General features: G+C 65.2%; 23 protein-coding genes. 15 read left to right on the top strand and 8 right to left on the bottom strand.

Translation table 11 applies throughout. From position 1 onward, the window contains the following. Positions 1–10: 10 nt before the first annotated feature. From TSB10GB4_RS17905 to TSB10GB4_RS17920, 4 genes are read right to left on the bottom strand one after another with little or no spacing between them, the layout of a single operon-like run. Positions 11–721, bottom strand: coding sequence for a cytidylyltransferase domain-containing protein (locus tag TSB10GB4_RS17905; RefSeq protein WP_186396870.1), 711 nt, complete (start codon positions 719–721; stop codon positions 11–13). Further along, positions 718–1,467, bottom strand: a complete 750-nt coding sequence (locus tag TSB10GB4_RS17910) for a bifunctional 2-polyprenyl-6-hydroxyphenol methylase/3-demethylubiquinol 3-O-methyltransferase UbiG (RefSeq protein WP_186396871.1) — start codon at positions 1,465–1,467, stop codon at positions 718–720. The genes TSB10GB4_RS17905 and TSB10GB4_RS17910 overlap by 4 nt, the downstream gene beginning before the upstream one ends. Next, positions 1,464–2,633 (bottom strand): polysaccharide pyruvyl transferase family protein, encoded by a 1,170-nt coding sequence (locus TSB10GB4_RS17915; RefSeq protein ID WP_186396872.1) that lies wholly within the window; start codon positions 2,631–2,633, stop codon positions 1,464–1,466. Before TSB10GB4_RS17915 ends, TSB10GB4_RS17910 begins: the two co-directional genes overlap by 4 nt. A 39-nt stretch (positions 2,634–2,672) precedes the next feature. Further along, a complete protein-coding gene (locus TSB10GB4_RS17920) occupies positions 2,673–3,542 on the bottom strand; it encodes an N-acetylneuraminate synthase family protein (RefSeq protein ID WP_186396873.1) in 870 nt (289 codons plus the stop codon). Between the two features lie 363 nt (positions 3,543–3,905). Here TSB10GB4_RS17920 and TSB10GB4_RS17925 point away from each other — a divergent pair, with 363 nt between their 5' ends. The 5 genes from TSB10GB4_RS17925 to flaF all read left to right on the top strand — a co-directional run bounded on the left by TSB10GB4_RS17925 (position 3,906) and on the right by flaF (position 9,352). Then, on the top strand, positions 3,906–5,285 hold the full coding sequence (locus TSB10GB4_RS17925; RefSeq protein ID WP_186396874.1) for a flagellin: 1,380 nt from the start codon (positions 3,906–3,908) through the stop codon (positions 5,283–5,285). A 229-nt stretch (positions 5,286–5,514) separates the two neighbouring features. Then, complete coding sequence (locus TSB10GB4_RS17930; protein ID WP_186396875.1) at positions 5,515–6,897, top strand: flagellin; 1,383 nt, start codon at positions 5,515–5,517, stop codon at positions 6,895–6,897. 210 nt (positions 6,898–7,107) lie between these two features. Continuing rightward, entirely contained in the window at positions 7,108–8,496 is a 1,389-nt protein-coding gene (locus TSB10GB4_RS17935; RefSeq protein ID WP_186396876.1) for a flagellin, read from the top strand. Between the two features lie 108 nt (positions 8,497–8,604). Then, positions 8,605–9,099: a flagellar biosynthesis repressor FlbT gene (gene flbT, locus TSB10GB4_RS17940; protein ID WP_186396877.1), complete on the top strand. Its 495-nt coding sequence runs from the start codon at positions 8,605–8,607 to the stop codon at positions 9,097–9,099. After that, positions 9,029–9,352: a flagellar biosynthesis regulator FlaF gene (gene flaF / locus TSB10GB4_RS17945; RefSeq protein ID WP_244292915.1), complete on the top strand. Its 324-nt coding sequence runs from the start codon at positions 9,029–9,031 to the stop codon at positions 9,350–9,352. The genes flbT and flaF overlap by 71 nt, the downstream gene beginning before the upstream one ends. A 582-nt stretch (positions 9,353–9,934) precedes the next feature. Here the strand turns inward: flaF and TSB10GB4_RS17950 are convergent. From TSB10GB4_RS17950 to TSB10GB4_RS17960, 3 genes are all read right to left on the bottom strand, one after another. Then, positions 9,935–11,464 carry a flagellar protein gene (locus TSB10GB4_RS17950; RefSeq protein WP_186396878.1) on the bottom strand — a complete coding sequence of 510 codons (1,530 nt, stop codon included), beginning with the start codon at positions 11,462–11,464 and terminating at the stop codon, positions 9,935–9,937. A gap of 8 nt (positions 11,465–11,472) precedes the next feature. Continuing rightward, a complete protein-coding gene (gene flgK / locus TSB10GB4_RS17955; protein ID WP_186386140.1) occupies positions 11,473–13,356 on the bottom strand; it encodes a flagellar hook-associated protein FlgK in 1,884 nt (627 codons plus the stop codon). A gap of 80 nt (positions 13,357–13,436) precedes the next feature. Further along, complete coding sequence (locus tag TSB10GB4_RS17960; protein ID WP_186386141.1) at positions 13,437–14,840, bottom strand: flagellar hook protein FlgE; 1,404 nt, start codon at positions 14,838–14,840, stop codon at positions 13,437–13,439. 286 nt (positions 14,841–15,126) lie between these two features. On the opposite strand from TSB10GB4_RS17960, the gene TSB10GB4_RS17965 reads away from it, so the two are divergent. The 7 genes from TSB10GB4_RS17965 to TSB10GB4_RS17995 all read left to right on the top strand — a co-directional run bounded on the left by TSB10GB4_RS17965 (position 15,127) and on the right by TSB10GB4_RS17995 (position 21,621). After that, on the top strand, positions 15,127–15,972 hold the full coding sequence (locus tag TSB10GB4_RS17965) for a MoxR family ATPase (protein WP_186396879.1): 846 nt from the start codon (positions 15,127–15,129) through the stop codon (positions 15,970–15,972). A 4-nt stretch (positions 15,973–15,976) separates the two neighbouring features. Then, the gene (locus TSB10GB4_RS17970) at positions 15,977–16,516 is read left to right on the top strand and encodes a hypothetical protein (RefSeq protein ID WP_186396880.1); all 540 of its coding nucleotides are present in this window, start codon (positions 15,977–15,979) and stop codon (positions 16,514–16,516) included. 120 nt (positions 16,517–16,636) lie between these two features. Next, on the top strand, positions 16,637–17,215 hold the full coding sequence (locus TSB10GB4_RS17975; RefSeq protein ID WP_186386144.1) for a histidine phosphatase family protein: 579 nt from the start codon (positions 16,637–16,639) through the stop codon (positions 17,213–17,215). Positions 17,216–17,275: 60 nt separating this feature from the next. Beyond that, positions 17,276–18,742 (top strand): YcjX family protein, encoded by a 1,467-nt coding sequence (locus tag TSB10GB4_RS17980; RefSeq protein WP_244570957.1) that lies wholly within the window; start codon positions 17,276–17,278, stop codon positions 18,740–18,742. Beyond that, entirely contained in the window at positions 18,739–19,815 is a 1,077-nt protein-coding gene (locus tag TSB10GB4_RS17985; protein WP_186396882.1) for a YcjF family protein, read from the top strand. The genes TSB10GB4_RS17980 and TSB10GB4_RS17985 overlap by 4 nt, the downstream gene beginning before the upstream one ends. Positions 19,816–20,087: 272 nt before the next feature. After that, positions 20,088–20,294 carry a hypothetical protein gene (locus TSB10GB4_RS17990; protein ID WP_186396883.1) on the top strand — a complete coding sequence of 69 codons (207 nt, stop codon included), beginning with the start codon at positions 20,088–20,090 and terminating at the stop codon, positions 20,292–20,294. Between the two features lie 142 nt (positions 20,295–20,436). Beyond that, a complete protein-coding gene (locus tag TSB10GB4_RS17995) occupies positions 20,437–21,621 on the top strand; it encodes a VWA domain-containing protein (RefSeq protein ID WP_186396884.1) in 1,185 nt (394 codons plus the stop codon). Between the two features lie 388 nt (positions 21,622–22,009). On the opposite strand, the gene TSB10GB4_RS18000 is transcribed toward TSB10GB4_RS17995, so the two are convergent. Further along, positions 22,010–22,783, bottom strand: a complete 774-nt coding sequence (locus TSB10GB4_RS18000) for a helix-turn-helix domain-containing protein (protein WP_186396885.1) — start codon at positions 22,781–22,783, stop codon at positions 22,010–22,012. A 128-nt stretch (positions 22,784–22,911) separates the two neighbouring features. On the opposite strand from TSB10GB4_RS18000, the gene TSB10GB4_RS18005 reads away from it, so the two are divergent. From TSB10GB4_RS18005 to TSB10GB4_RS18015, 3 genes are read left to right on the top strand one after another with little or no spacing between them, the layout of a single operon-like run. Further along, on the top strand, positions 22,912–23,487 hold the full coding sequence (locus TSB10GB4_RS18005; protein ID WP_186396886.1) for a hypothetical protein: 576 nt from the start codon (positions 22,912–22,914) through the stop codon (positions 23,485–23,487). Continuing rightward, complete coding sequence (locus TSB10GB4_RS18010; protein ID WP_186396887.1) at positions 23,484–23,780, top strand: hypothetical protein; 297 nt, start codon at positions 23,484–23,486, stop codon at positions 23,778–23,780. The genes TSB10GB4_RS18005 and TSB10GB4_RS18010 overlap by 4 nt, the downstream gene beginning before the upstream one ends. Next, positions 23,780–23,923, top strand: a complete 144-nt coding sequence (locus tag TSB10GB4_RS18015) for a hypothetical protein (RefSeq protein WP_186396888.1) — start codon at positions 23,780–23,782, stop codon at positions 23,921–23,923. The genes TSB10GB4_RS18010 and TSB10GB4_RS18015 overlap by 1 nt, the downstream gene beginning before the upstream one ends. Positions 23,924–24,651 lie beyond the last annotated feature (728 nt).

Here is a 24,651-nt window from a genome sequence, read left to right on the forward strand (position 1 = left end):
CCGACGAGCGTCACATCTGGATCGGATGGATCTCGAGATTGCGCTCCAGCCGCTCGAGCATCAGTTCCGCAACGGCGATGTCGTCGCGCTCGTCGATTTCCACGACTTCCTCGTCGCAGGTCTCCCAGAAGCCGATACGTCCCGTCAGCCGGCATCCGGTCCGCTCGAAACTGTCCGTGCGGAACAGGTAGAAGTTGCCGGTCTCGCGATAATAGCGGTCCTCGGCCGGGATCTGCTGGCGCATCAGCCGGTTGTGCGGATCGTAAAGCGGCTGCGGCTCGGGCAGGTTGCGCCAGATGTAGTTGCGGATGAGCCTGGCGGAGAAGAGCGAGTCGTAGCCCCCGTCCGTGAAATGCCGGAAGGCATCGGCCAGCGTGTCCCTGCGCCGCACCGGCGAAGTGACCTGCGGGAACAGGATCGCATCCGGCTTGTCCGCCCGGCACATATGCTGGATCGCATGGCGCAGCGAGGCCTCCGCCGGCGAGGTATCGGTCGCGAATTCGTCCGGCCGCAGCACTGGCACGCGCGCCCCGTAAGCCCTTGCCGTCTCCGCGATTTCCTCGCTGTCGGTCGAGACGACGACGTCGCGCACAAAGCCTGCGGCCTGCGCCGCCTCGATGGTCCAGGCAATCAACGGCTTGCCGAAGACCGGCACGATATTCTTGCGCGGGATCCCTTTCGAACCGCCACGCGCCAGCACGATCGCATCACAGATCATCATGTCTTTTCCGCAAAAACCGTCACGAAGGAGCCCCAGAAGGCGGGCGACACGCCCGTTCCCGGGTCCTGCATCCGCTCGAAGGCCTCAAGGGTGGCAAAGCGCGTGCCGAAGAACGGATACTCCACCGAGGCGATGCGGAAGCCGCTGTCCCGCAGCAGTCGCATCAGCGAGTCGTCGGTGAAGAGGCTGACATGCGTCGGATCGTGGAGCAAGCGGTAGCGCTCGCCGAAAAGGCGCGCCGCGGCGCTGGCGAAATTGGGCGTGCCGACCACGAAAAGCCCGCCCGTGCGCAGCGCCTCGGCCACCAGCCGGACGAAGGCAACCGGCTCGTCGACATGCTCGATGACATGATGGGCGACGATCACATCGCAGGACGCAGGCTGGAAACGGCCGGGCTCCAGCACGCCGCGAAGGGTAGCGGCGCCGCTGCGCTGCGCCGCCATCTCCACCGCCTTTGCGGACGGATCGAGGCCGATCCGCTCGTGGCGCGGGTCGATCTGCTCGAGCAACTCGCCGAGACCGCAGCCGATATCGACCACCCGGCCGGGGGGCCGCGCATTCACCGCCTCAGCGATATAGGCAAGGTCGGCCTTGCGCATCTCCCGCTCGGCGGCGATGTCGCGCAGACGGCCGTCCGGATCGCGCTTGTCGTCCCAATATTCGTCCGCCGACACCCGCGCCGGGTAGCGCACGAAGTAATCGTCCGATCCGTAAAGCGCCAGGCAGCGGTCGATGATCGAACTCACGCAAACCCCTCCACCCGCGCCGCCAGCCAGCCGGCAAGATCATCATGGTGGGTCCTGAGCACCTGCCGCTCGCGGGCACGCACCGCCGCAAGGCGCCGGACGCTTGCGGCGGGATCGGCAAGATCGCGTGCCACATCGGCGAAAAGAGGCGCGAGATCGCTGTCCGCGGTCCAGGCATGACAGCGGTCTGCAAGCCCGAGCGCGCCGAACTGGCCGGCGATCTTGTGGTGTGTGGAGAGGCCGAAGACCGGCGTGCCGAAACCGATCGACGCAAGGTTCGCATGATAGCGCATGGCGATGACGGCGGCGGCGCGACGATAGAGGTCGAAACTGGCCGACCAGCCGCCCTCCCCTTGCGCCAGTCCGGCAACGACGATGCGCTCGCGCCGCAACCTGTCGTCCAGCGCGGCGAGCACCGCGCCGATCGGCCCGAAATCGCTGTAGATATGGGGCACGAAGACACAGGTGAGCGTCTCGTCGGCGCCGAGCAACGTCTCTATCCCGGCGGCAATTCCGGCCGCGAAGCGGTCGGTCAGATCTTCGCCGCGGTCTCCGGCATAGCGCTTGTCCGGCATGTCGCCGGCAAGGTTGACGGCGACAAAGCGCTGCCCCTCCGGCAGGCCGGGATGGGCCCAGGGCGACGGCTCGGCGAACAGGCCGCCATCCGGGATCACCGGCATGGCATCGGCATAAGCGCTGCCCAGATGATCGCGGATCAGGTCGCTCGACCCGTCATTGCGCAGCGAGAACCGGCAGTGATCGAAGCCGAGCATATCGTCGAGAAACGCCCGCGTCCGCGCCACCGCCACCGGACTGACGCCGCGCGTCGCGTCGACGCCGAGGCCATGGAACACGATCGGCCGCCGGATCGCGGCAAATAGCTCGGGGCCCGCATCCAGATAGGTGCCGGAGGAGGTGGTCTCGCGCCAGAGCTGAAACAGGCTGAACCCGCCGATGACAACCAGATCCGCGCTGTTTGCCTCGTCCACGAACGCCCCGTCAAACGCGCGCCGGCGCCAGTGGATGAAGTCCCGCACCTCGATGGGGCGATGGTTCAGAGGAACCGGAAGATCGGCGGCGCGCGTCCGGTATTCGCCGTCATGCATGGCATTGTCGCCGAGATTGCCGACGAAGGAGGCCAGGTGCAGGACGGAGAGCGGGCGCATGCGGGCGGGGATCACGGAGCGGGGGTCACGATGGGACGGTCACAGCGCGGCCAGCGTATCCTTGCGCCGCAGCTTCTCCATCACGGGGCGCTCGCGGGCGTAGATATCGATGACGCCGTCGCCGCGAACCTTCTCGGCCAAGCGAATGCCGGCAATCATCTCCTTCATCTGCGCCACGTCGATGGAGGCCGACTGGTCGGAGCCCCACATGGTGCGGTCGAGAGTGAAGTGGCGCTCCACCGACACCGCGCCGAAGGCGATCGACAGGATGCTCGGCAGGATGCCCTCCTCGTGTCCGGAATAGCCGATCTTGAGATGGGGAAAGCGCTCGCGCAGGGTGGAGATGCCGGCGAGATTGATCTCCTCGGGAAGCGCCGGATAGGTCGAGGTGCAGTGATAGAGGCAGGAGATCTGGCCGCCGGCCTCCTCGATGGCTTCGACCGCCGCCTCGACCATCTTCAGATTGCACATGCCGGTGGAGATCAGCAGCGGCACCCCGCTGCGGGCAGCATGGACAAGCAGTTCCCGGTCGGTCACCGACGCCGACGCGATCTTCAGATAGGGAACGTCCAGCGCCACGAGAAAGTCGACCGCCGCCTCGTCCCAGGGCGAGGCGTACCAGACGATCCCCAGTTCGGCGCAGAGCGCGGCAATCCGCTCATACTCAGCCCGGCCGAATTCGAGCCCCCGCTTCAGGTCGCCATTGGTCTCGCCCAAGGGCGACTTGCGCGGCCGCGACAGTTCCTCGGCGGAGTAGACGACATCGACGGTGCGCTTCTGAAACTTGACCGCATCGCAGCCGACACGGTGCGCGGCGCGGATCATCTCCAGCGCCAGGTCGATACTGCCATTGTGATTGATGCCGATCTCGGCGACCACCGTGCACTTGTCAAATGTGAAGAGGCTCATCTCGCGATCTTTTCGGGCTCGCGGCAAACGCGGGTTCCGATCAGGCCGGTCCGGCGCGTTCGCGGGTTTCACTGTCCTTACCCCCGCCAGGCGGCAGTTTCTTAACCGCTGCGAGGCAGCGGACGGCACCGGATCCTCGGCGGTGGCTGTTCGAGCACCTTCGCAGTATCTCCGTTTCGGGATGATTCGGCGAGCAGTTTTAAGCTCCTGCCGCAGGATGCGAGCCTCCGGCGGACCTGGTAACCGGCTGTTTACCCTAAGATACGTTAACCAATTGTTTTTACAATTGATTCCGGAACGACGGGGTACTTTCGCCTGGCAACGAGGATGCGTTGCTCGACCTGTTACCAGAAAGGTACACCAATGAGCGTTACTCTCTCCGCTGGCGTGCGCCAGAACCTTCTGTCGCTGCAGAAGACCGCCGAGATGATGGCCACCACGCAGAACCGCCTTGCCACCGGCAAGAAGGTCAACTCGGCCCTCGACAACCCGACCAACTTCTTCACCTCGCAGAACCTGAATTCGCGCGCCAACGAGTTGTCGAGCTTGCTCGACGGCATCTCCAACGCGACGAAGACCCTTGAGGCCGCCAACAACGGTATCACCGCCATCACCAAGCTGGTGGAAAGCGCCCAGTCGACGGCCCGCCAGGCGCTGCAGGACGGCTCCGCCGGCTCCGGCACCGTGGTGGAAAGCTCCTCCTCGATCTCGACCAACGGCCTGACGCCGGTCGCGGGCGAATCGATCCAGGACCAGGCCAAGCGCCAGACCCTGTCCAACCTTGGCTTCTCCAACGGCGATACGATCACCCTGCAGGCAACCGACACCACGACCGGTGCGGTTTCCCAGATCGAGATCACCGTCGGCACGACGCAGAAGGTCGACGGCTCGGGCGCAGTCTCGACCGTTCAGGACGTCCTCGACGTGATCAACGCCTCCGGCGTTGCCACCGCCGAGGTCACCGATGCCGGCAAGCTGAAGATCACCGGTTCGGACACTGATACGCTGAACCTGTCGATCGTCGACGTCGGCGGCGACGGCTCGACCGCGACGACCCAGCAGACCTCGCTGGCCGCCTCGCTCGGCTTCGGCACCAACACCTCGATCGATCTCAACGGCGACGCCGACTACGTCGACGCGGGCGAGACCCAGGTGACCTTCACCAATGGCGCCAGTGCCGGTGATGCCGACAGCTTCTCGATCACCACCCAGGCCAATCCGGCGTCGAACTCGACCACCCGCCAGAAGCTGGTGTCGCAGTTCAACGACATCCTGGGCCAGATCGACAAGCTTGCGCAGGATGCCTCCTACAACGGCATCAACCTGGTCAACTCGTCGTCCTCGAAGCTCACCGTCGCCTTCAACGAGAAGCGCGACGCGGCCAGCAAGTCGGAACTGACCATCCAGGGCAAGGATCTGACCTCGTCCGGCATGAGCCTGACCCAGGTGTCGAGCCTCAACGACACCGAGGCCAATGCGGCTCTCGACAAGCTCAGCGGTGCGCTGACGACGCTGCGCGAGACCTCGTCGACCTTCGGTTCGAACCTGTCCACGGTGCAGATCCGCAAGGACTTCACCAAGGATCTGATCAACACCCTGCAGACCGGTGCCGACAACCTGGTGCTGGCCGACACCAACGAGGAAGGCGCCAACCTCCTCGCCCTGCAGACCCGCCAGTCGCTGTCCACCACGGCGCTGTCGCTGTCCTCGCAGGCCGACCAGGCCGTGCTGCGTCTCCTCTAAGACGCAGCTCGCCGCAAGGCACAAAACACTCACGAAGGGCGGCGAGTCTCGACTCGCCGCCCTTTTTCGCGCCCCTTTCGATATGGTTAACAAACCTGCTGTAATTGCACGGCAAATCGGAATTCTCGACACATGTCATTAACCTTAATTTAGCGTTTCCGGGTCAATTTGGCTGCGAGCCTCAGGACGAGGCCATGCGAAAATTTGGGCAGCCAGAAAGGATTTCCGAATGTCCGACATCACTCTTTCCGCCGGTGTGCGTCAGAACCTGCTGACGCTGCAGAGCACCGCCGACATGATGGCCACCACCCAGAACCGCCTTGCCACCGGCAAGAAGGTCAACTCGGCCCTCGACAACCCGACCAACTTCTTCACCTCGCAGTCGCTGTCGGCCCGTGCCAAGGACCTGACCAACCTGCTCGACGGCATCGGCAACGCGATCAAGACGATCGAGGCCGCCGACAACGGTATCACCGCCATCACCAAGCTGGTGCAGAGCGCCCAGTCGACGGCCCGCCAGGCGCTGCAGGACGGCTCCGCCGGCTCCGGCACCGTGGTGGAAAGCTCCTCCTCGATCTCGACCAACGGCCTGACGCCGGTCGCGGGCGAATCGATCCAGGACCAGGCCAAGCGCCAGACCCTGTCCAACCTCGGCTTCTCCAACGGCGATACGATCACCCTGCAGACCACCAACACCACCAATGGTGCGGTTTCCCAGATCCAGATCGAAGTCGGCACGACGCAGAAGGTCGACGGCTCCGGTGTGGTTGAGACCGTTCAGGACGTCCTCGATGTGATCAACGCCTCCGGCGTTGCCACCGCCGAGGTCTCCGATGCCGGCAAGTTCAAGATCACCGGTTCGGACGCCGAGACGATCAACCTGTCGATCGTCGACGTCGGCGGCGACGGCTCGACCGCGACGACCCAGCAGACCTCGCTGGCCGCCTCGCTCGGCTTCGGCACCAACACCTCGATCGATCTCAACGGCGACGCCGACTACGTCGACGCGGGCGAGACCCAGGTGACCTTCACCAATGGCGCCAGTGCCGGTGATGCCGACAGCTTCTCGATCACCACCCAGGCCAATCCGGCGTCGAACTCGACCACCCGCCAGAAGCTGGTGTCGCAGTTCAACGACATCCTGGGCCAGATCGACAAGCTCGCGCAGGACACCTCGTTCAACGGCATCAACCTGATCAACTCGTCGTCCTCTAAGCTCACCGTCGCCTTCAACGAGAAGCGCGACGCGGCCAGCAAGTCGGAACTGATCATCAAGGGCGAGGATCTCACCTCCTCGGGCCTCAATATCACCAAGACGACCAGCCTCAACGACACCGAGGCCAACAACGCCCTCGACGAGCTCTCCAAGGCGCTGATCACCCTGCGTGAGGCCGGATCCAAGTTCGGCTCCAGCCTGTCCACGGTGCAGATCCGCAAGGACTACACCAAGGCTTCGATCAACACCCTGCAGACCGGTGCCGACAACCTGGTGCTGGCCGACACCAACGAGGAAGGTGCCAACCTCCTCGCCCTGCAGACCCGTCAGCAGTTGTCTACCACGGCGCTGTCGCTGTCCTCGCAGGCCGACCAGGCCGTGCTGCGGCTCTTCTAAGAACGCAGCTCGCCGAAAGGCGCAAAACGCTCTCGAAGGGCGGCGGGTTTCGACCCGCCGCCCTTTCCTTTTGGGTTTCTTTCAAATTTCTAAAGCGCCGGTCGCGATTTGCGACATGGTTAACCTGTCGTTAGGAATTTCAGCTCAATTATTAACGCGTTCTCAGAATGAGATGCGCCCGGGACAAGGGCGGCGCGAAAGGATTTCCAAATGTCCGACATCACTCTCTCCGCCGGTGTACGCCAGAACCTGCTGACGCTGCAGAGCACCGCCGACATGATGGCCACCACCCAGAACCGTCTTGCCACCGGCAAGAAGGTCAACTCGGCCCTCGACAACCCGACCAACTTCTTCACGTCGCAGACGCTGTCGGCCCGCGCCAGGGACCTGACCAACCTGCTCGACGGCATCGGCAACGCGATCAAGACGATCGAGGCCGCCGACAACGGTATCACCGCCATCACCAAGCTGGTGCAGAGCGCCCAGTCGACGGCCCGCCAGGCCCTGCAGGACGGCTCCGCCGGCTCCGGCACCGTGGTGGAAAGCTCCTCCTCGATCTCGACCAACGGCCTCACCCCGGTCTCGGGCGAATCGATCCAGGATCAGGCGCGCCGGCAGACCCTCACCAACCTCGGCTTCACCAACGGCGACCTGATCGAACTGTCGACCTCGAACACGAGCAACGGAACGCTTTCCGGCATCTCCATCACCATCGGCACGACGCAGAAGGTGGACGGTTCGGGCGTGGTGTCGACCGTTCAGGACGTCCTCGACGTGATCAATGCCTCCGGCGTTGCCACCGCAGAGGTCACCGATGCCGGCAAGTTCAAGATCACCGCTTCCGATGCGGAAGATCTCTTCCTGAACATTCACGACTTGGACGGCGACGGCTCGACCGCGACCACCCAGCAGACCTCGCTGGCCGCCTCGCTCGGCTTCGGCACCAACACCTCGATCGATCTGTCCAGCCCGGCCGACGGTGACTACACCGATCCGGGCGAGACTCAGGTGACCTTCATCAATGGCGCCAGCGCCGGTGATGCGGACCTGTTCTCTATCGCCGCACGTGCCAACCCGGCATCGAACTCGACCACCCGCCAGAAGCTGGTGTCGCAGTTCAACGGCATCCTCAGCGAGATCGACAAGCTCGCGCAGGACACCTCGTTCAACGGCATCAATCTGATCAACTCCTCATCCTCGAAGCTCACCGTCGCCTTCAACGAGAAGCGCGACGCGGCCAGCAAGTCGGAGTTGACCATCCAGGGTGAGAACCTCACCTCCTCGGGCCTCAACATCACCAAGTCAACCAGCCTCAACGATACCGAGGCTAACCAGGCTCTCGACGAACTCTCCAAGGCGCTGATCACCCTGCGTGAGGCCGGATCCAAGTTTGGTTCCAGCCTGTCCACCGTGCAGATCCGCAAGGACTTCACCAAGGCCTCGATCAACACCCTGCAGACCGGTGCCGACAACCTGGTGCTGGCCGACACCAACGAGGAAGGCGCCAACCTCCTCGCCCTGCAGACCCGTCAGCAGCTGTCCACCACGGCGCTGTCGCTGTCCTCGCAGGCCGACCAGGCCGTGCTGCGCCTCTTCTAAGGTAAATACTAGGCAAACATTTCCTGGCGGCGGGATCCCCGCCGCCTTTTTTGCTTCGGGACACCTTAAAATCTTGCCTGAATCACTGCGTTGTGCGAGTATTCGAACATGGCACTGAAGATCGAACTGCGGCCAAGGGAAAGGTTCATCGTCGGGTCCACCGTGATCACGAACGGGGATCATCGGACGCATATCTTCATCGAGGGCAGCGAACCGATCCTTCGCGAGAAGGACATCTATACGGCGGAAACGGCAAACACCCCCGCCAAGCGGATCTATCTTGCTGTGCAGCTCATGTATCTCAACCAGGATATCGAGCGGCACAGGAAGGTCTATTTCGACCTGGTGAACGACCTCATTCGGGCGGCACCGAGCACCATCGGCCTGATCGACGCCGTCAACAATGAGATCTTAACCGGTTCTCTCTACGCTGCCTTGCGACGGGCGAAGGAACTGGTCGAGTACGAACGGGAACTGATCGCACATGCACAATCTGGCCACCGCAGCATATCAGCAGACGACGCAATCGACCGTGAGCCCGCGCGAACTGGAAGCCACGCTGCTTCTCAAGGCGGCAGCCAGGCTTCAGGCGGTCAAGGATGACTGGGGCACCGAGGGCGGCCCCGTCTCTCTGGACGAGGCGCTGTCCTACAACCGCCGTCTCTGGACGATCCTGGCGACCTCGGTGACGAGCAACGACAACCCGATGCCGCTCGAGATCAAACAGAATCTCGGTTCGCTCGGCGCCTTCATCCTCAAGCACACGCTTGATGTGATGACAAATCCGAGCCCGGAGCGGCTGACGACGCTGATCCAGATCAACCGGAACATCGCCCAAGGCCTGCGCGGCACCTGACCGGCGCCGCCTTTGCAAGATCCCTTCGAACGCCGGCCTTGGGCCGGCGTTTTTCGTACTGGGCAGGCGGGTGGCCGTATGGCCCGCATCGGACCAAGGTGCCGAGATGCTGACCCATCGCGCCTTGAAATTGCTCAGGCGCCGCACGGGCTTGACTAGAGCCCTTTCGGCCAATTCGAAGTCAATTCTGCTTCTCGATTGGAGCGGCGATCCGGCGTCGAAACGGTCACCGCGCGATACCTTCGCATCGGGCAAGATCGGTTCGGCGTCGGGCGCCCGCCAATCGGAAGCCCTGCGGGACGGGCGATTTTGCGCCAATTCCAGCGCAAAGCCCCTTGTCCGCATCCAGATACGGCCTGCGTGTCTTTGCTTGACCTTGTCACAAAATCGCTCCGTCAGAATGGCTCCGAATTGGCCGAAAGGGCTCTAGCTCTCGATGAGCCAAGCACACCGACAGTTGGTATCAGACGTCAGGCCACAACAAGCAGAAACCCCAGCGAACCGTGTTCGCCGGGGTTTCTGCAGGTAGGTTGAAGCGACGACCCAGAAAAGCGCCGCCGACCCGATCAGCGGGCTGCTCCGTTACAGGTAGTTCGCCAGCGACAGTTGCAGCATGATGCTGGTTGCCTGATAGCTCACTTCCAGATTGGTCCTCAGGGTCAGGAGTTTGGCTGCCACCTCCTCCCGATTGACCCCCTCGATCCCGTCGACGATCAACTGGAGCGCGCCCTCTTCGACCCGGTGCCGCTCCTTGGCATCCGCCACCGTCCGCTGGACCGCCGCGAATTCCATATGGTTCTTGCGGATGCCCGACGCATCCGCGCCATTCGGCGTCAGCACCCCGTTGGAGCGATCGGCCATCGCCTGATAGAAGCGCTGGTTCTCGGGCTGGGACGGCGAGAAGTCGGAGGCGATGAAGGCCGCGAGAGCTTGCACCACCTGGCGATAGCCGTCTTCGTTGGCGCGGGCGCCATACCCGACCGTCAGATTCTCGTCGATCGTCGCCTTCATGTCCGCCCGCGGACTGCCGGGGGAATTGTCGCCGACATACCAGGCGACCGTATCGGGCGTGCCGTCGCGCAGGGACGTTGCCGTCGCGAAGTCGCCCGCATTCGGAACCACCCGCGCCTGCGGCAGGTAGCCGGGCGGCACCGGAGACTTCGGCGCGGTGTCGAAGAACGCATCGGAGGCACGCATGGTCGAAGCCGCCTTGAGTTCCGTGCCGGCCAGCGTCTGCAACGCAGTGTCCAGCGCGGCCTTGAAGTTCTCCGCCGTGTCGGCGGGGGTCGCCCCGCGCTGGAAGGTGAACTCCGGGTCCTGGGATGCGCCCTGGACGCCGATCGTGATTTCCGTCTGTGTCCCGTCGGGCAGATTGACGAAAACCCGGATACCCTCGCCGGGTTCCGGCTGTCCGGTGAAGTCGACCTCCAGCGCCGCCGGCGGTCCCGCCGTCTGTGTGACGGAGGCATTGCTGAAGCCGGACGAGACGTTGTCGATCTTGAAACCGAAGGGATGCGCGCCGTCCTCGGCAAAGGTCACCTGGCTGCCGACCACCGCAGTCGTGGTCCGCCCGTTACCGAGCGCACCGAGATCCGCCTGGTTGTACTCGCTGATCACCGTCTGCAAGCCGGCATAGTTGCCGTTGCCCGCGAGAATGAAGTCGAGACTCTGTACCGGCAGCGTGTCGGCCGTCTTGCCGGAGAACAGGTAGCGGCCGCCCACATCGGTGTTGAGATGCGCCATGAACTCGCGCAACGCGATCTCCGCCGACGTCTGGCTGGAGGTGCGGCCGTTGGAGAACAGCTCGAAATTGTTGCGATCTGTCGTGGCCTTGGCTTCGATGCGGATCGCCTCCAGGCGCCCGCTGGTCTTGTCGAGAGCATCCAGCCGCAAGCCGGCGATCTGGATGGTCTGCCGATAGACCCCGACGGACGAGAGCTGCTGGCGGATCGACAGGTTGAGCACCCGCTCGGATCCCAGCCCGCCATAGGTTTCCGCCTTGAGGCCGGTGCCGAGCTGGCGCTGCAGGTCATCCATCTGCGAGCGCAGGGCCGTCAGGTAACTGACCTGCCGAGGCAGCGTGAAGCTGTTGCTGTACGGATTGATCGCCATGGCTCTCGCTAGCTCCGCATCAGGATATCGAAGAGTTCTCTCACCACCTGCATCACCCGCGCATTGGCCGCATAGGCATTCTGCAGGGTGACGAGATGCGCCAGTTCCTGGTCGACATCGACCTTGGAACTGTCGTCAAGACGTGTCTTCAGGTTCTGGGTTACCACCTGCTGGCCGGCCAGAGCCGCTTTCGCCTGGGCGGAACGCCCGCTTTGATGCGAGACGCTGGCGGTGACGAAGTCGGCGATGGAGCCCTTGAAGACGGAGCTGCTGCCGCCGATCCGGGTGCCCGGCGAGAAGGCCGTCGACGTCCCCTTCAGCTTGTCGAGGATCGCCTGCGGCCGTGTCGCATCGCCGGTGGCGACCCCGGGCGCATACTCGACGAGCAGCGCCGGGTCGTTCAGGATCTCCTGCGACACACGGATGCGCGAGGCGAAGCCGGTGGTGTTGGGTCGCCCGTCCGCAATCCCCGTGAACGCGCTGCCATTGTCGTCGACGAAGAGCGAGAACGCATCGCCAAAGGCCGAGGAACTCCCGGCGGTTTCCAGGGCGCTGAGCCGCTCGATACGAACGCTTCCCGGTGCCGTGCTTTCCAGCCGAAGGGTCGAGCCGCCCGGAGCGGAGGCTGCGAAGGTGCCCGCACCGATCCGCGGATCGGCGTCGAGGGCCGCCTGGATATTGGCGGCGATGGTGGTGTAGTCGCCGCTGGAGAAATCGACAGCCAGGAAGATGTCGTTGGAATCGTTGGTTGCCGTCAGGGCCGGCGGGGTCGGACCATCGCTGCGATAGATGGTGACCGACTTGGTTCGCCCGGTGGCGAGATCCTTGTACTCGAAGCTGAGACTGTCGCCCGGCTGCAGGTTGGCAAGATCGACCTCGTAGCCGGTCTGAACGCCGGCATCGATATGAGGCGTTCCCTGCTGCTCGTGCGTGGAGAAGGCGCGGGCGACGGCTGCGGCGATCTCGTCGAGCTGGGTCTGGGCATGCACCAGCGCCTCGTCGCGCATGTTGATGAGGCCGGCAATCGACCCGCTGCGCAACGTCCGTGTCGAAAGCAGGTCGATCTGACTGCCCTCGGAATTCTCCAGGACCAGCGTTCCAACGCCCCGCAGGTCGCCATCCATCGAATAGAGCGCGTTGGAATTGACGCTGCCGCGGGCATCGAACTTCAGCTTCATCACGTCGACATCGTAGAGCAGCGTGCCGCCACCCATGTGGATGCGGACGCCGCCTTGCTCCGTCGGCTTGACCGTGATGTCGATATATCCCGCAAGTTCCTCCAGCATCGTGTCGCGCTTGTCCATCAAGCCGACGGGGGCAGACCCGTCCTGCGAGGAGGCGACGATCTGGCGGTCGAGCTGCTGAATGTCCGCTAGAAGCGCATTGACCCGGTCGACCTGGTCGGCGATCTGGTACTCGACCTCCTGCCGCATCGACTGGATGTCGTTGGACATCGAGTTCAGCTTGCCCGCCAGTTGCTCCGCCATGCGCAGGACTTCGAGCCGGTTGGAATAGTCCTCCGGCCCCGAGACAAGGTTCGACATCGATGCCAGGAAGGCATTGTAGGAGTTCGACAGCGAGCCGGCATCGCCGATCGTCCCGAACAGGGTGTCGATCCGCGCCAGATATTGCTGCGAGACCGAGGCGTAGTTGTATTCCGCCAGCGAGGTGCGGTACTGGCTCTGGACCGCCACATCCAGGTATCGGCGCATGCTGTCGACATTGAGGCCGGTGATCCGGCCATTGCCGTCATAGGCCGCCGAGGCGCTGATCGACTTGCGCGTGTAGCCGACAGTGTCGGCATTGGCGATGTTGCTCGCTGTCACATCGAGCTGGCGCTGGTTGTAGCCAAGCCCGATCAAAGCGGTATTGAGAGCGCTGCTCAGTCCCATGGCCTCACCCGGCGTTGGCCTCTCGGCGTCGCAAGGACCGGCTGGCGCAAAGACGCCAGCCGGCCGAATTCAGGCCCGCGTCAGCGGATCATGTTGATCGCTTCCTTCAGCATCTGGTCGCTGGAGCTGACGATGCGGGTATTGGCCGAATAGGCCTGCTGCGTGATGATCAGCTTGGAGAACTCGTCGGCGATGTCGGTATTGGACGCCTCCAGCCGCTTGCCGATGATCTTGCCGTTCGCCCCGGCGATCGGCTCGCCCGATTCCGGCGTCACCTCGAAGGCGCCGCCGCTGACGCGCTCCAGCCAGGCCTCGCCCGAGAACGTGACCAGCGAGATCTCGTAGAGTTCGCGGGTCCGGCCGTTGGAGTAGGAGGCGACCAGGCGGCCGGCTTCGGAAACCGTGACGCCGGTCAGGTCGCCGGCGGGATAGCCGTTCTGGATCAGCTTGGAGATCTTCGCGCTGCCGTTGCTGTCGGCGAACTGGGTCAGCGCATTGGTGCCGAAGCTGAGCGTGACATTGCCGACCGGCTGCCCGTCGACATTGAGGCCGGTCATCGTCATCGTATCGTTGGCCGGCAGCGTCATGCGGCCGTTGGCGCCGAACTGGGCATCGGAGACCTTGACCCACTTGTCATCGGTGCCGGTCGCCTGGGAATCCGCGAGATAGTAGAGCGACCAGGTGTCCGGCTGGGTGCCATCGTCCTCGAACGTCTTGGCCCAGCGCATCTGCACGTTCACCGGCGTGCCGTTGGCGTTGTAGACGGTGATGGCCTCGCCGGCGATCGAACTGTTGAGGAACGTGACCTCGTCATCGGCGGAAATGGAGTTGGCGCCGACCACATGGGTGGCGGGCGCGCCGTCCGGCGCCACGCCGGTGGAGGCCTTGGTCAGGGAACTGTCGAGCGTATCCGATCCGCCGGCCAGCTTGGTGCTGGTCTGCGGCGTGGTCGGCAGGTTGCCCTCGTAGTTGATGCGGTCGGTCACCACCGCCGGGATCACCGAGGTATCGATGGTGATGATCGAGGGAACCGAACCGGAGACGTTCTTGGTCACCGGATCGATCGGCTGCCCCATCAGGTAGTAGCCGGCGCCGTTGACCAGGCGCCCCTCCTTGTCGACCTCGAAGTCGCCGCGGCGGGTGTAAAGGTCGTTGCCGGTGAAAATGGAGCGGCCGTCGACTTCGCCGGCCCGGCTCTGCACGACGAAATAGCCGCTGCCGTTGATGCCCATATAGGTGTCGACCTGGCTCTGCTGCAGGTCGCCCTGAATGCCGTTGGTCGCCCGCGACGTCGCCGAGACCGTGCCGGCCAACTGGTTGGGCTGCGCGCCCTTGCCGCCGCCGACCAGATCGGAGAACGACGTATCGAGCCGCTTGTAGCCGACGGTCGCCGAGTTGGCGATGTTACCCGAGATGTTCTCCAGCGCACGAGCCTGCGCGGAAAGGCCGGACACGGCCGCGTTCAATGCACCAAAAACACCCATGTGAACCTCCAGAACGGATCGGATGGCGTGGCGAGGCCCGCCGGACGGACCACGCTCTTGCCTCCCGAGTTCGCAAGTGTCGTGCCAGTTCCGGAAAACTCCGCAACTCATTGAAAGAAAAGGAAACAGGCATTTGAAGAGGACAGGCGCCGGGGTCTGGCCGGCAGCTTTGTCCTCCCTGCCCGGCAAGTCCTGCCGGGCAGGGCCGGCAACCGGGCAGCTCTTGCGCAGCACCGTCCCGCCCCATACTGTGCCGCGCATTGGGATCGTTCTGACGGGAAGACACATGCGTTTTGAAGGCACGTCCGGCTATGTCGCCACCGAGGATCTGCGGATTGCCGTCAATGCGGCGATCGCACTGCAGAGGCCGCTGCTGGTGAAAGGCGAGCCGGGCACCGGAAAAACCGTGCTGGCACAGGAGATCGCCGCAGCGCTCGGGGCGAACCTCATCGAATGGCACATCAAGTCGACGACCAAGGCCCAGCAGGGTCTTTACGAGTACGATGCCGTCTCGCGCCTGCGCGACAGCCAGCTCGGCGATGACCGGGTCCACGACATCGCCAACTACATCCGCAAGGGACGGCTGTGGGAGGCCTTCACCGCCGATGCCCGTCCGGTGCTGCTGATCGACGAGATCGACAAGGCGGATATCGAGTTCCCCAACGACCTTCTGCGCGAACTCGACCGCATGGAGTTCCACGTCTACGAGACCGGCGAGACCATCAGCGCCCGCCAGCGTCCGGTGGTCATCATCACCTCGAACAACGAGAAGGAACTGCCCGACGCGTTCCTGCGGCGCTGCTTCTTCCACTACATCACCTTCCCCGACGCCCAGACCATGTCGGACATCGTCGATGTGCACTTTCCCGGCCTGAAGCAGGAGCTGCTGCGCGAGGCGCTGAAAGTGTTCTATGACCTGCGCGAAACGCCGGGCCTGAAGAAGAAGCCCTCCACCTCGGAACTGCTCGACTGGATCAAGCTGCTGCTCAACGAGGACATCGACGCGGCAACGCTGCGCGAGCGCGACGGGCGCAAGCTGATCCCGCCGCTGCACGGCGCCCTGCTGAAGAACGAACAGGACGTGCAACTGTTCGAGAAGCTCGCCTTTCTCAGCCGGCGCGACGGACGCTGACCCGATGACGCGCCGGCAGGTCCCGCTTGCCGCTTCGCTCTTCGCCCTGCTGCTCCTGACGGCGGCCTGGGCGGCCCCGGCCATGGCCCAGGACAAGGGCACGGATGCGGGCTGGACCAACGTCATCAACGGCATGCGGCACTTCACCGGCCTCGTCTGTCCGGACAAGCTGGCATCGCTCAACCGCACCCGCGTGCTCTCCGGTTCGTCCGACCGGCATGCCGGCTGCGTCTATCAGAATGCCGAAGGCATCTCGGCGGTGCTGCGGACCCATCCCTCCGGCGCCGGCGAGCAGGCGGCGCGCGCATTCCGCGACCGCTTCCACGCCGCCGGTTTCAAAACGGCGGAGATGACCGGCGCGGCCGCCAGCGGCATCTCCTTCCTGACCGGCGCGCGCGGCGGCAAGGAGCGATGCGAGACGCTGTGGCGCTTGCGCAACGGCAGCGCCGATTTCACCCTGTGGATCGCCTACTCGCTCCCGGACGAAACCGGCGAAATCGGCGCGCTGGTGGCAGCCTTCGCCCGGCTGCTCGCCTCGCGCTAGAGCCCTTTCGGCCACGCTGAACGGCACAGAGACAGCGGCGACATGGATTTTCCGGACGCGCGGCGGCCGGCTTGCGGTTAGACTTGACTGCATCGTTCACTGCCGGGAGCCACTGCCGCCATGCTGCGCCTGCTGTTGCTGAGACATGCGAAATCGGATTGGGGCCAGCCGGGCCTGTCCGACTTCCAGCGCCCGCTCAACGAGCGGGGACGGCAGGCCGCCCCGGAGGTCGGGGCCCATATGGCCCGGCACGGGCTGCAGCCGGCGCGCATCCTGTGTTCCAGCGCGCAGCGCACCCGCGAGACGCTGGCCGCCCTGCTGCCCGCCTTCACCGGCGAGGCGGACATCCACGTCACCAGGGCTCTCTATGACCAGTCCGAATTCGGCTATCTCGGGCTCATCCGCAGCCTCGGCGGCGCCGCCCGCAGCCTGCTCGTCGTCGGCCACAATCCGGCGACCCAGGACACCGCCCTGTCGCTGATCGGCGCCGGCAATCCGGCCCTGCGCGAGGCGATCGGCGCGAAATATCCAACGGCGGCGCTCGCCGTGATCGACTTCGACGCGTCCGCCTGGTCCGCCGTCGAACCCGGCTCCGGCCGGGTCGTCGCCTATTGCCTGCCGCGACACCTGTCCGGGACCAGCTCCCTGTCCGCGCTGCCGGAGGCAGCCAATGACGGTGTGCCGGCCACAGACCGCTGAACCGGCCTTGCGCTTGCAACGCAGGGGCCGCTTCCCCACATGGGCTGGCGGAGACACACCGTGACGCGACGCAGCTTCCTCACCCGCGTGACCGACGAGGTCCGCTATTCCATCGAGAACATCGCCGAGACCGCGTCGACGCTGGGAACGCCGACGCTGCGGCTCGGGGTGACCGGCCTGTCGCGCGCCGGCAAGACGGTGTTCATCACCGCGCTGGTGCACAACCTGATCCATGGCGGCCGGCTGCCGCTGTTCGAGGCCGCTGCCAGCGGGCGGATCGCCCGCGCCTATCTGGAGCCGCAGCCGGACGACAACGTGCCGCGCTTCGATGTCGAGGCGCATGTCGACACGCTGCTGAAGGAACGGATCTGGCCGCAATCGACCCGGCAGGTCTCGGAACTGCGGCTGACCATCGAATTCGACTCCGCGCATTTCCTGTCGCGGGCGCTTGGCCGCGGCAAGCTGCATCTCGACATCGTCGACTATCCGGGCGAATGGCTGCTCGACCTGCCGCTGCTGGAAAAGGACTTCCGCACGTTTTCCGCTGAGGCCCTGGCCCGTGCCAGGGAGCCGGGGCGCGAGACGGTCGCCGCCCCCTATCTCGAAATCCTGGGCGAGACCGATCCGGCCGCGGAGGCCGACGAGCCGCAGGCCCGGCGCCTTGCCGCCGCCTATACCGACTATCTGCGCGCCTGCCGCGAGGACGAGCGGGCGCTCTCCATGCTGCCGCCCGGCCGCTTCCTGATGCCGGGCGACCTGGAGGGCTCGCCCGCCCTCACCTTCGCCCCGCTCGACCTTGCCGGCCATGACGGCCCGCTCAAGCCCGGCTCGCTGGGCGCGATGATGGAACGCCGCTATGAGGCCTACAAGAAGCATGTGGTGCGGCCGTTCTTCCGCGACCACTTCGCCCGCCTCGACCGCCAGATCGTGCTGGTCGACGCGCTCAACGCGCTGAATGCCGGGCCCGCCGCGCTGGCCGACCTGGAGGCCGCGCTGGCCGAGATCCTCTCGGCCTTCCGGCCCGGCAAGGTGGCGCGGATCTTCTCGATCTTCGCCCGGCGCATCGACCGGATCCTGTTCGCCGCGACCAAGGCCGACCATCTCAACCGCGCCGATCACGACCGGCTGGAAGCGATCCTGCGCCGCCTCGTCGGGCGGGCGATCGAGCGCGCCGAATATGGCGGGGCCGAAGTGGACGTGCTGGCGCTCGCCGCAATCCGCGCAACGCGCGAGGCGAGCCTCACCCATCACGGCGAGACGATGCCGGCGATCCTCGGCACGCCGCTCACCGGCGAGCGCGTCAACGGCGAGACCTATGACGGACGCACGGAAATCGCGCTGTTTCCCGGCGACCTGCCCGACGATCCGGACGTGCTGTTCGCCGCCGACGCGCCGGCCTCCTCGGTGCGCTTCGTGCGGTTCCGCCCGCCCGAGCTCCAGGTGACCGCCGAGGGCGTCAAGCTGTCGCTGCCGCATATCCGTCTCGACCGCGCCCTGCAGTTCCTCATCGGAGACCGGCTGGCATGACCTCGAGAGACGACGGCCTGCGGCGGGACCGCAAACCGGCCGCCTTCCGCCTGGACGACGCCCGCGTGCGCATGAGCGCGGAGGACGACGTGCAGCCGACCCTGTCCGGCGAGGCGCGGATCGTGCCGACCCGCGAGGGCGAGATCGCCGGGCTGCCGGCGCCCGAGCGCAAGGCCGGCATCCGCTGGGGCCGCTGGTTCGCCATCGGCCTCGGTGGGCTGGTGTCGCTGGCGGTGGGACTGTCCGTCGACGCGCTGATCCGCGACCTGTTCTCGCGCACCGACTGGCTCGGCTGGCTCGGCATCGGCCTTGCCGCGGTGGCGGCGCTCGGCGCCCTCGGCCTGATCCTGCGCGAAATCGTCGGGCTCCTGCGCCTGCGCCGCATCGATGCCCTGCGCCGGACCTTCGCCCTGGCCGCGGAAACCGACGACCAGGACAAGGCCCGCGCGGGCTTGCGCGAACTCGTCGCGCTCTATGGCGAGCGCCCGGAAACCGCCCGCGGGCGCAATGCCTTGAGCGGCCATATGCGCGAGATCATCGACGGCCGCGACCTCGTCGTCCTGGCCGAGCGGGACCTGCTGAAGGAGCTGGACGCGCGCGCCGTGCGCATCGTCAAGGACAGCGTCAAGCGGGTGTCCGTCGTCACCGCGATCTCGCCGCGCGCCGCCCTCGACCTTGCCATCGTGCTGATCGAGAACCTGCGGATCATGCGCCGCCTCGCCGCGCTCTATGGCGGCCGTCCCGGCCTTCTCGGCTTCCTGCGGCTCGCCCGCCATGTCGGTGCGCATCTGGCGATGACCGGCGGCATGGCGGCCGGGGACAGTCTCGTGTCGCAACTGCTCGGCCACGGCCTTGCCGCGCGGCTCTCCGCCCGCCTCGGCGAGGGCGTCGTCAACGGGCTGCTGACCGCCCGCGTCGGCATCGCCGCCATCGAGGTCTGCCGCCCCGTCCCCTTCATCGGCAAGCCGGGGCCGGGCGTCTCCGACGTGATGGGCGAGCTGTTCCGCGCCGACCCGGAAGCCAAGGCCTTGCTGGAAAAGGCGGAAGCGCAGGCGAAGGACGCGCGCCCCTGACCGACGTCCGCCGCATCATGAAATTTTGACTAGAATATATTTTCAAATGCATCTTAAGGATGTATTCTTTCTGCCGACGCCGTTTTTTGCGGATCATTCCGCACTGGTGTCTGTTTTTCCTACGATTTTCAAAAAGGCGTTCACGCAAGGGGGGTTCTGAAATGGCTACATGCGATGCCGGACACGGCTGCTCAATCACCTGCTCGAATGGTTGTGGCGCCGTCTACAACCACACCACTGGAGCCTGCACCACGTGGTGCGAGCCGAGTGCCATGAGCGTCAGCCCGGATACGTTCGACGGCAAGTTCTCGATCGAGATCAACGATATGTCCGTTGCGGCACTTTCCACCGCACTCGGCGAGAAGCACCTCGACGGCGGCTTCAAGCAACTTGCGGGGTCGGGCGGCCGGGTCTCGTTCAAGATGGAATCGACCGACGTCGGTGGCGTGATCGAACAGATCCGGAAGCAGGCGGGCTAGCACTACTTTGGCAGATTTTTAGCCGAGAGGGTCTGCGGCAGTGGGGACACCTGCACGCCCCGCGCCACGGCGCGGGGTGCAATGGCGCGGGACAGCGGCTCGGCATCTCGACAAGCGGCCGCGTTCTCCCTAACCTTCGCCCATGTTCCTGACCTTCCTGACCAACCTGCGCGCCGCCGGCCTGCCCGTCTCCTTGCGGGAATATCTGACGCTGCTGGAAGCGCTGAAGGCCGACCTCGCCGACAAGAGCGTGGAGGATTTCTATTACCTCTCGCGCACCTGCCTGGTGAAGGACGAGGCCAATCTCGACCGCTTCGACCGGGTGTTCGGCCAGACCTTCAACGGCCTGGAGCTCGGCGGCGGCGGCGACGGCACGCAGGCGCGCGAGCTGCCGGAGGAGTGGCTGCGCAAGCTCGCCGAAAAGCACCTGACGGAGGAGGAAAAGGCGCAGATCGAGGCGCTCGGCGGCTTCGACAAGCTGATGGAGACGCTGCGCGAGCGCCTCAAGGAGCAGCAGGGGCGGCATCAGGGCGGCAGCAAGTGGATCGGCACGGCCGGCACCTCGCCCTTCGGCGCCTATGGCTACAACCCGGAAGGCGTGCGCATCGGCCAGGCGGAAAGCCGCCATCGGCGGGCGGTGAAAGTGTGGGACAAGCGCGCCTTCCGCGACCTCGACGGCACGGTGGAACTGGGCACCCGCAACATCAAGGTCGCCCTCAAGCGGCTGCGCCGCTTCGCCCGCCAGGGCGCCCATGACGAGCTCGATCTCGACGACACGATCCGCGCCACCGCCCATCGCGGCCTGCTCGACATCCGGATGCGGCCCGAGCGACGCAACGCCGTGAAAGTGCTGCTGTTTTTCGACATCGGCGGGTCGATGGACGACCATATCCGGGTCTGCGAGGAACTGTTCTCGGCCGCGCGCTCCGAGTTCAAGGTGATGGAGTATTTCTACTTCCACAATTGCCCGTATGAATTCGTCTGGAAAAACAACGCGCGCCGCCATTCCGAGCGCATCCCGACCTTCGATGTGCTGCACAAGTACGGCCCCGACTACAAGCTGATCTTCGTCGGCGATGCCTCGATGAGCCCCTACGAGATCGCCTATGCCGGCGGCTCGGTGGAGCATTGGAACGAGGAGGCCGGCTCGGTCTGGGTCGAGAGGCTCGCCGGCCACTACGCCCGCAGCGTCTGGCTCAACCCGGTGGCCGAGCGCCACTGGAGCTACACCCATTCGATCCAGATGATCCGGGACTTGATGGGCGGGCGCCACTACCCGCTGACGCTGAACGGGCTCGAAGCGGCGATGAAGGAGCTGTCACGCTAGCGGGGCGGGGATAGACGCCGGCCTCTCCCCGGCTGAGCCACGCAAGGCGGCCAACTTGTCCCCGTTTTGGCGTCGAAACCGCGAAAAACGGGTAATCCCCGCCGGTCCCGCTCTCCCCGCACGATCCCCGCCGGGATCCGTCAGGCGCCGCCGGTCTCCGCGACCCTCTCCCCCGCCTGTCCCCGCGCGCGCGAGAGTGCGAAATTGCGCGAGATTGCGAAATCGTCGCAAATTTTGAGAATCCGACATCAAAATCCGTCTCAATTCGCCGCAAACCGGCGCAAATTTCGAGAAATCGGCGATTTTCGCCAAGGCGCCCCGGGGATAGGCTTCGCCACCGCTGAAACCAGCATCGGCGGGACGCGGAACCGGCTCGCCGGACGCACCGTCAGTCGCCGAAATAACGGCCGGGCGTGACGCCGAAGGACTTCTTGAACGAGGCGACGAAGGCGCTCGGCCCCTCATAGCCGAGCCGGTCGGCGACCTCGCCGACGGAGAGGCCCTGCGACAACCACTCGACCGCCTTCATCAGCTTGGCCTGCCGCCGCCAGGCGCGGAAGGAGAGGCCCGTCTCAGCCGGAAAATGCCGCTCGAACGAACGCAGCGACAGGTTGGCCCGCGCCGCAAGGTCGCTGGCCGACAGATCGGCGGCCGGATCGTCGATCAGCGGGCGGATCGCCTCGCGCAGGCGCGGCTCCTCCGGGATCGGCAGATGCAGCGGCGCGACGCGCGAGGCGGCGATCTGGTCGACCAGCACGGCGGCGAGCCGCCCGGTCGGGCTGTCCGGGTCATAATCCGGCGGAGAAGACATGAAGGCGAGGATCAACTCCTTGAGCAGGGGCGTCACCTGCACCACGAAGGGCGTGTCCGGCATCGCCGGCAGGCCGTCGGGCCGCATGTAGAGAAAGCGGACGTCGGTCTCGGTGTGATAGGTGGAATGGTGGACGATGCCGGGCGGGATGAAGATCGCCCGCTCGGGCGGCACGACGAAGCTGCCGCCCTGCGTCACCACGGTCACCGACCCGCGCAGGATATGGAAGAGCTGGGCCCGGCCATGCGCATGCGGTCTGGTCACGGCGCCGGGCCGCTCGGTGCCGATGAAGGAGATGATCGGGTCCGGATGGTCCTCCGGAAACTTGTTGAGGCGCAGCGGATGGATCACGGGATCACCGATATCGGACGTGCAAGCCCCAGCATACAGAGCGCGCACCGCCCGCGCCACGCCTGAGAGGGCGAACGGCACCGGCGTTTTCGATCCCGGCCAGTGGAAATGCAAAAATAAAACCCGGAATGATCTGCAAAAATATTTCAGATAATAAAATAGAAACCCGGAAAAACGTGCTACAGTACGATCATCGTCATGGTTGGAACTCAATTCTGCGTCATGATGAATTTCGCAATTCAAGAGATGTCCGAATTCAAGTTGCCCGAATTCAAGAGATGTGGGCAGAAATCGATAGCCATCGGGCTGGCCGCAGCGGCACCACCAGACAACAGCACGACGACCGTTCCCGGATCTCCTGGCCCCGGATCGCCTGGCCCCGGATCGTCTGGCCCGACCCGGAAGATGCCGGGACTCCATTCCAGGCCGTGAAGGTCGACACCATGACCACGCGCACCAGGCCAACCGGCGTCCGTTTCCAGGGCTCCTTATCTGTTGTCCGGCGTCGTCGAGCCGCAGCCACCGGGCGACGACCAGGTCGACCGGGAAGAGGCGTTGATCGGGGGCCTGTCCTGGACCGTCCGGAGACGGGTGGGATCTTCATTCACCTGCCGGCAATCGGCGTGCGGGCAGCGATCCGGCAGTTGGTGCCGATCGACCCGGCCGAGACAGATGCCGTGACCGAAAAGGAAACTCGGAGATGACAGCAACACTCTTCACCCGGCGCAGAGCCGGTCCGCCCGCCGCCGAACAGGGGCCGCACCTGCTAAGGGTCGGACAGGACGTCCGCCTCAGGACCATACGGGGCAGGCAGGCGAGCAAGGGCGATGTCTACCGCATCACCGGCGTCATGCCCGTGGAGGCCGGCGCTCCCCAATACCGCATCCGCAATGCCGAAGAGAACCACGAGCGGGTGGCGATGCAGGACGAACTGGAGCCGATCGACACGTCCGGTTCCGGCGCCCAGGCAAGCTTGATGAAAAGGACGTTTGGATAATGGCCAAGGGACAAAAGCGTAGCAACCGGGAAATCCGCAAGCCCAAGCAGGCGAAGACGGAGGCGAAACCGGAGATCCCCTTCGCCAACCGGGTCAAGCTCTCCGCCATGGAGGCCGCCCCGCGCCAGAAGGGCAAGAGCTGACGATCGGGCGGCCTGCCTGCCTGCGGAAAGCGGCACTTTCAAAGGCTGCCGAAGAAGGCGCGGCGCGGAATGCTTCTCCTTGCGTCTTTCCGGACGAGCATCGCGAGATCCGGGACCGGAACCATTGGCACCCTCAGCCGACGTGGGACGGGAGGGGCGGCAGCCTAGCTCATGCGCTCCTGCCTCTCCTCGGCGTCTTCCCGGACGAGCATCGCGAGATCCGGGAACCATTGGCACCCTCGGCAGGCATGAGGTGTGAAAGCCTCTCCCCGGCGTCGTCCCGGACGAGGCCGAAGGCCGATGATCCGGAACCGGGGAGCCAGAAGCGGTCGTGGAGTCCGGCGGGAGCGCACCCCATAGGCCCTCGGCTCGCCGATCCCGGCTCTGCGGCCGGGATGACGCGGGGAGAGAGCGGTGCGGGAAGACGCGAGGAGGGGGTGGAGCGCGGGAGGACGCGGGACGGGAGCGCATCGCCACCCTCCCGGCTGTCACGCCTGCGCAGGCAGGCGTCCAGTATCCGCTGGTGGTCATGGTGACACCTCGGTGGAGACTTGCGCAAGGCAGCGCCGAACCCCAAGCCGCCCGACCTGTGGTACCTGGATCCCTGTATGTCCGGGTTGTGTCATGATGCTTGCGGGACGGAGGCCGTTGGACCCCTGGTCGTTGTGAGACCGTAGACCGGCATTTGGCCCCGTCCCGCTTCGCATGATCAACCTGAACAGTTGCAC

The organism is Stappia sp. TSB10GB4, from assembly GCF_900185745.1.
In the GTDB taxonomy this organism is placed as follows: domain Bacteria; phylum Pseudomonadota; class Alphaproteobacteria; order Rhizobiales; family Stappiaceae; genus Stappia.

Excerpts from the sequence above, each read along its gene's own strand:
- TSB10GB4_RS17905 (WP_186396870.1), bottom strand. The coding sequence starts at position 721 with ATGATGATCTGTGATGCGATCGTGCTGGCGCGTGGCGGTTCGAAAGGG.
- TSB10GB4_RS17915 (WP_186396872.1), bottom strand. The coding sequence starts at position 2,633 with ATGCGCCCGCTCTCCGTCCTGCACCTGGCCTCCTTCGTCGGCAATCTC.
- TSB10GB4_RS17920 (WP_186396873.1), bottom strand. The coding sequence starts at position 3,542 with ATGAGCCTCTTCACATTTGACAAGTGCACGGTGGTCGCCGAGATCGGC.
- TSB10GB4_RS17925 (WP_186396874.1), top strand. The coding sequence starts at position 3,906 with ATGAGCGTTACTCTCTCCGCTGGCGTGCGCCAGAACCTTCTGTCGCTG.
- TSB10GB4_RS17930 (WP_186396875.1), top strand. The coding sequence starts at position 5,515 with ATGTCCGACATCACTCTTTCCGCCGGTGTGCGTCAGAACCTGCTGACG.
- TSB10GB4_RS17935 (WP_186396876.1), top strand. The coding sequence starts at position 7,108 with ATGTCCGACATCACTCTCTCCGCCGGTGTACGCCAGAACCTGCTGACG.
- flbT (WP_186396877.1), top strand. The coding sequence starts at position 8,605 with ATGGCACTGAAGATCGAACTGCGGCCAAGGGAAAGGTTCATCGTCGGG.
- TSB10GB4_RS17950 (WP_186396878.1), bottom strand. The coding sequence starts at position 11,464 with ATGGCGATCAATCCGTACAGCAACAGCTTCACGCTGCCTCGGCAGGTC.
- flgK (WP_186386140.1), bottom strand. The coding sequence starts at position 13,356 with ATGGGACTGAGCAGCGCTCTCAATACCGCTTTGATCGGGCTTGGCTAC.
- TSB10GB4_RS17960 (WP_186386141.1), bottom strand. The coding sequence starts at position 14,840 with ATGGGTGTTTTTGGTGCATTGAACGCGGCCGTGTCCGGCCTTTCCGCG.
- TSB10GB4_RS17965 (WP_186396879.1), top strand. The coding sequence starts at position 15,127 with ATGCGTTTTGAAGGCACGTCCGGCTATGTCGCCACCGAGGATCTGCGG.
- TSB10GB4_RS17970 (WP_186396880.1), top strand. The coding sequence starts at position 15,977 with ATGACGCGCCGGCAGGTCCCGCTTGCCGCTTCGCTCTTCGCCCTGCTG.
- TSB10GB4_RS17975 (WP_186386144.1), top strand. The coding sequence starts at position 16,637 with ATGCTGCGCCTGCTGTTGCTGAGACATGCGAAATCGGATTGGGGCCAG.
- TSB10GB4_RS17985 (WP_186396882.1), top strand. The coding sequence starts at position 18,739 with ATGACCTCGAGAGACGACGGCCTGCGGCGGGACCGCAAACCGGCCGCC.
- TSB10GB4_RS17990 (WP_186396883.1), top strand. The coding sequence starts at position 20,088 with ATGAGCGTCAGCCCGGATACGTTCGACGGCAAGTTCTCGATCGAGATC.
- TSB10GB4_RS17995 (WP_186396884.1), top strand. The coding sequence starts at position 20,437 with ATGTTCCTGACCTTCCTGACCAACCTGCGCGCCGCCGGCCTGCCCGTC.
- TSB10GB4_RS18005 (WP_186396886.1), top strand. The coding sequence starts at position 22,912 with ATGATCTGCAAAAATATTTCAGATAATAAAATAGAAACCCGGAAAAAC.
- TSB10GB4_RS18010 (WP_186396887.1), top strand. The coding sequence starts at position 23,484 with ATGACAGCAACACTCTTCACCCGGCGCAGAGCCGGTCCGCCCGCCGCC.
- TSB10GB4_RS18015 (WP_186396888.1), top strand. The coding sequence starts at position 23,780 with ATGGCCAAGGGACAAAAGCGTAGCAACCGGGAAATCCGCAAGCCCAAG.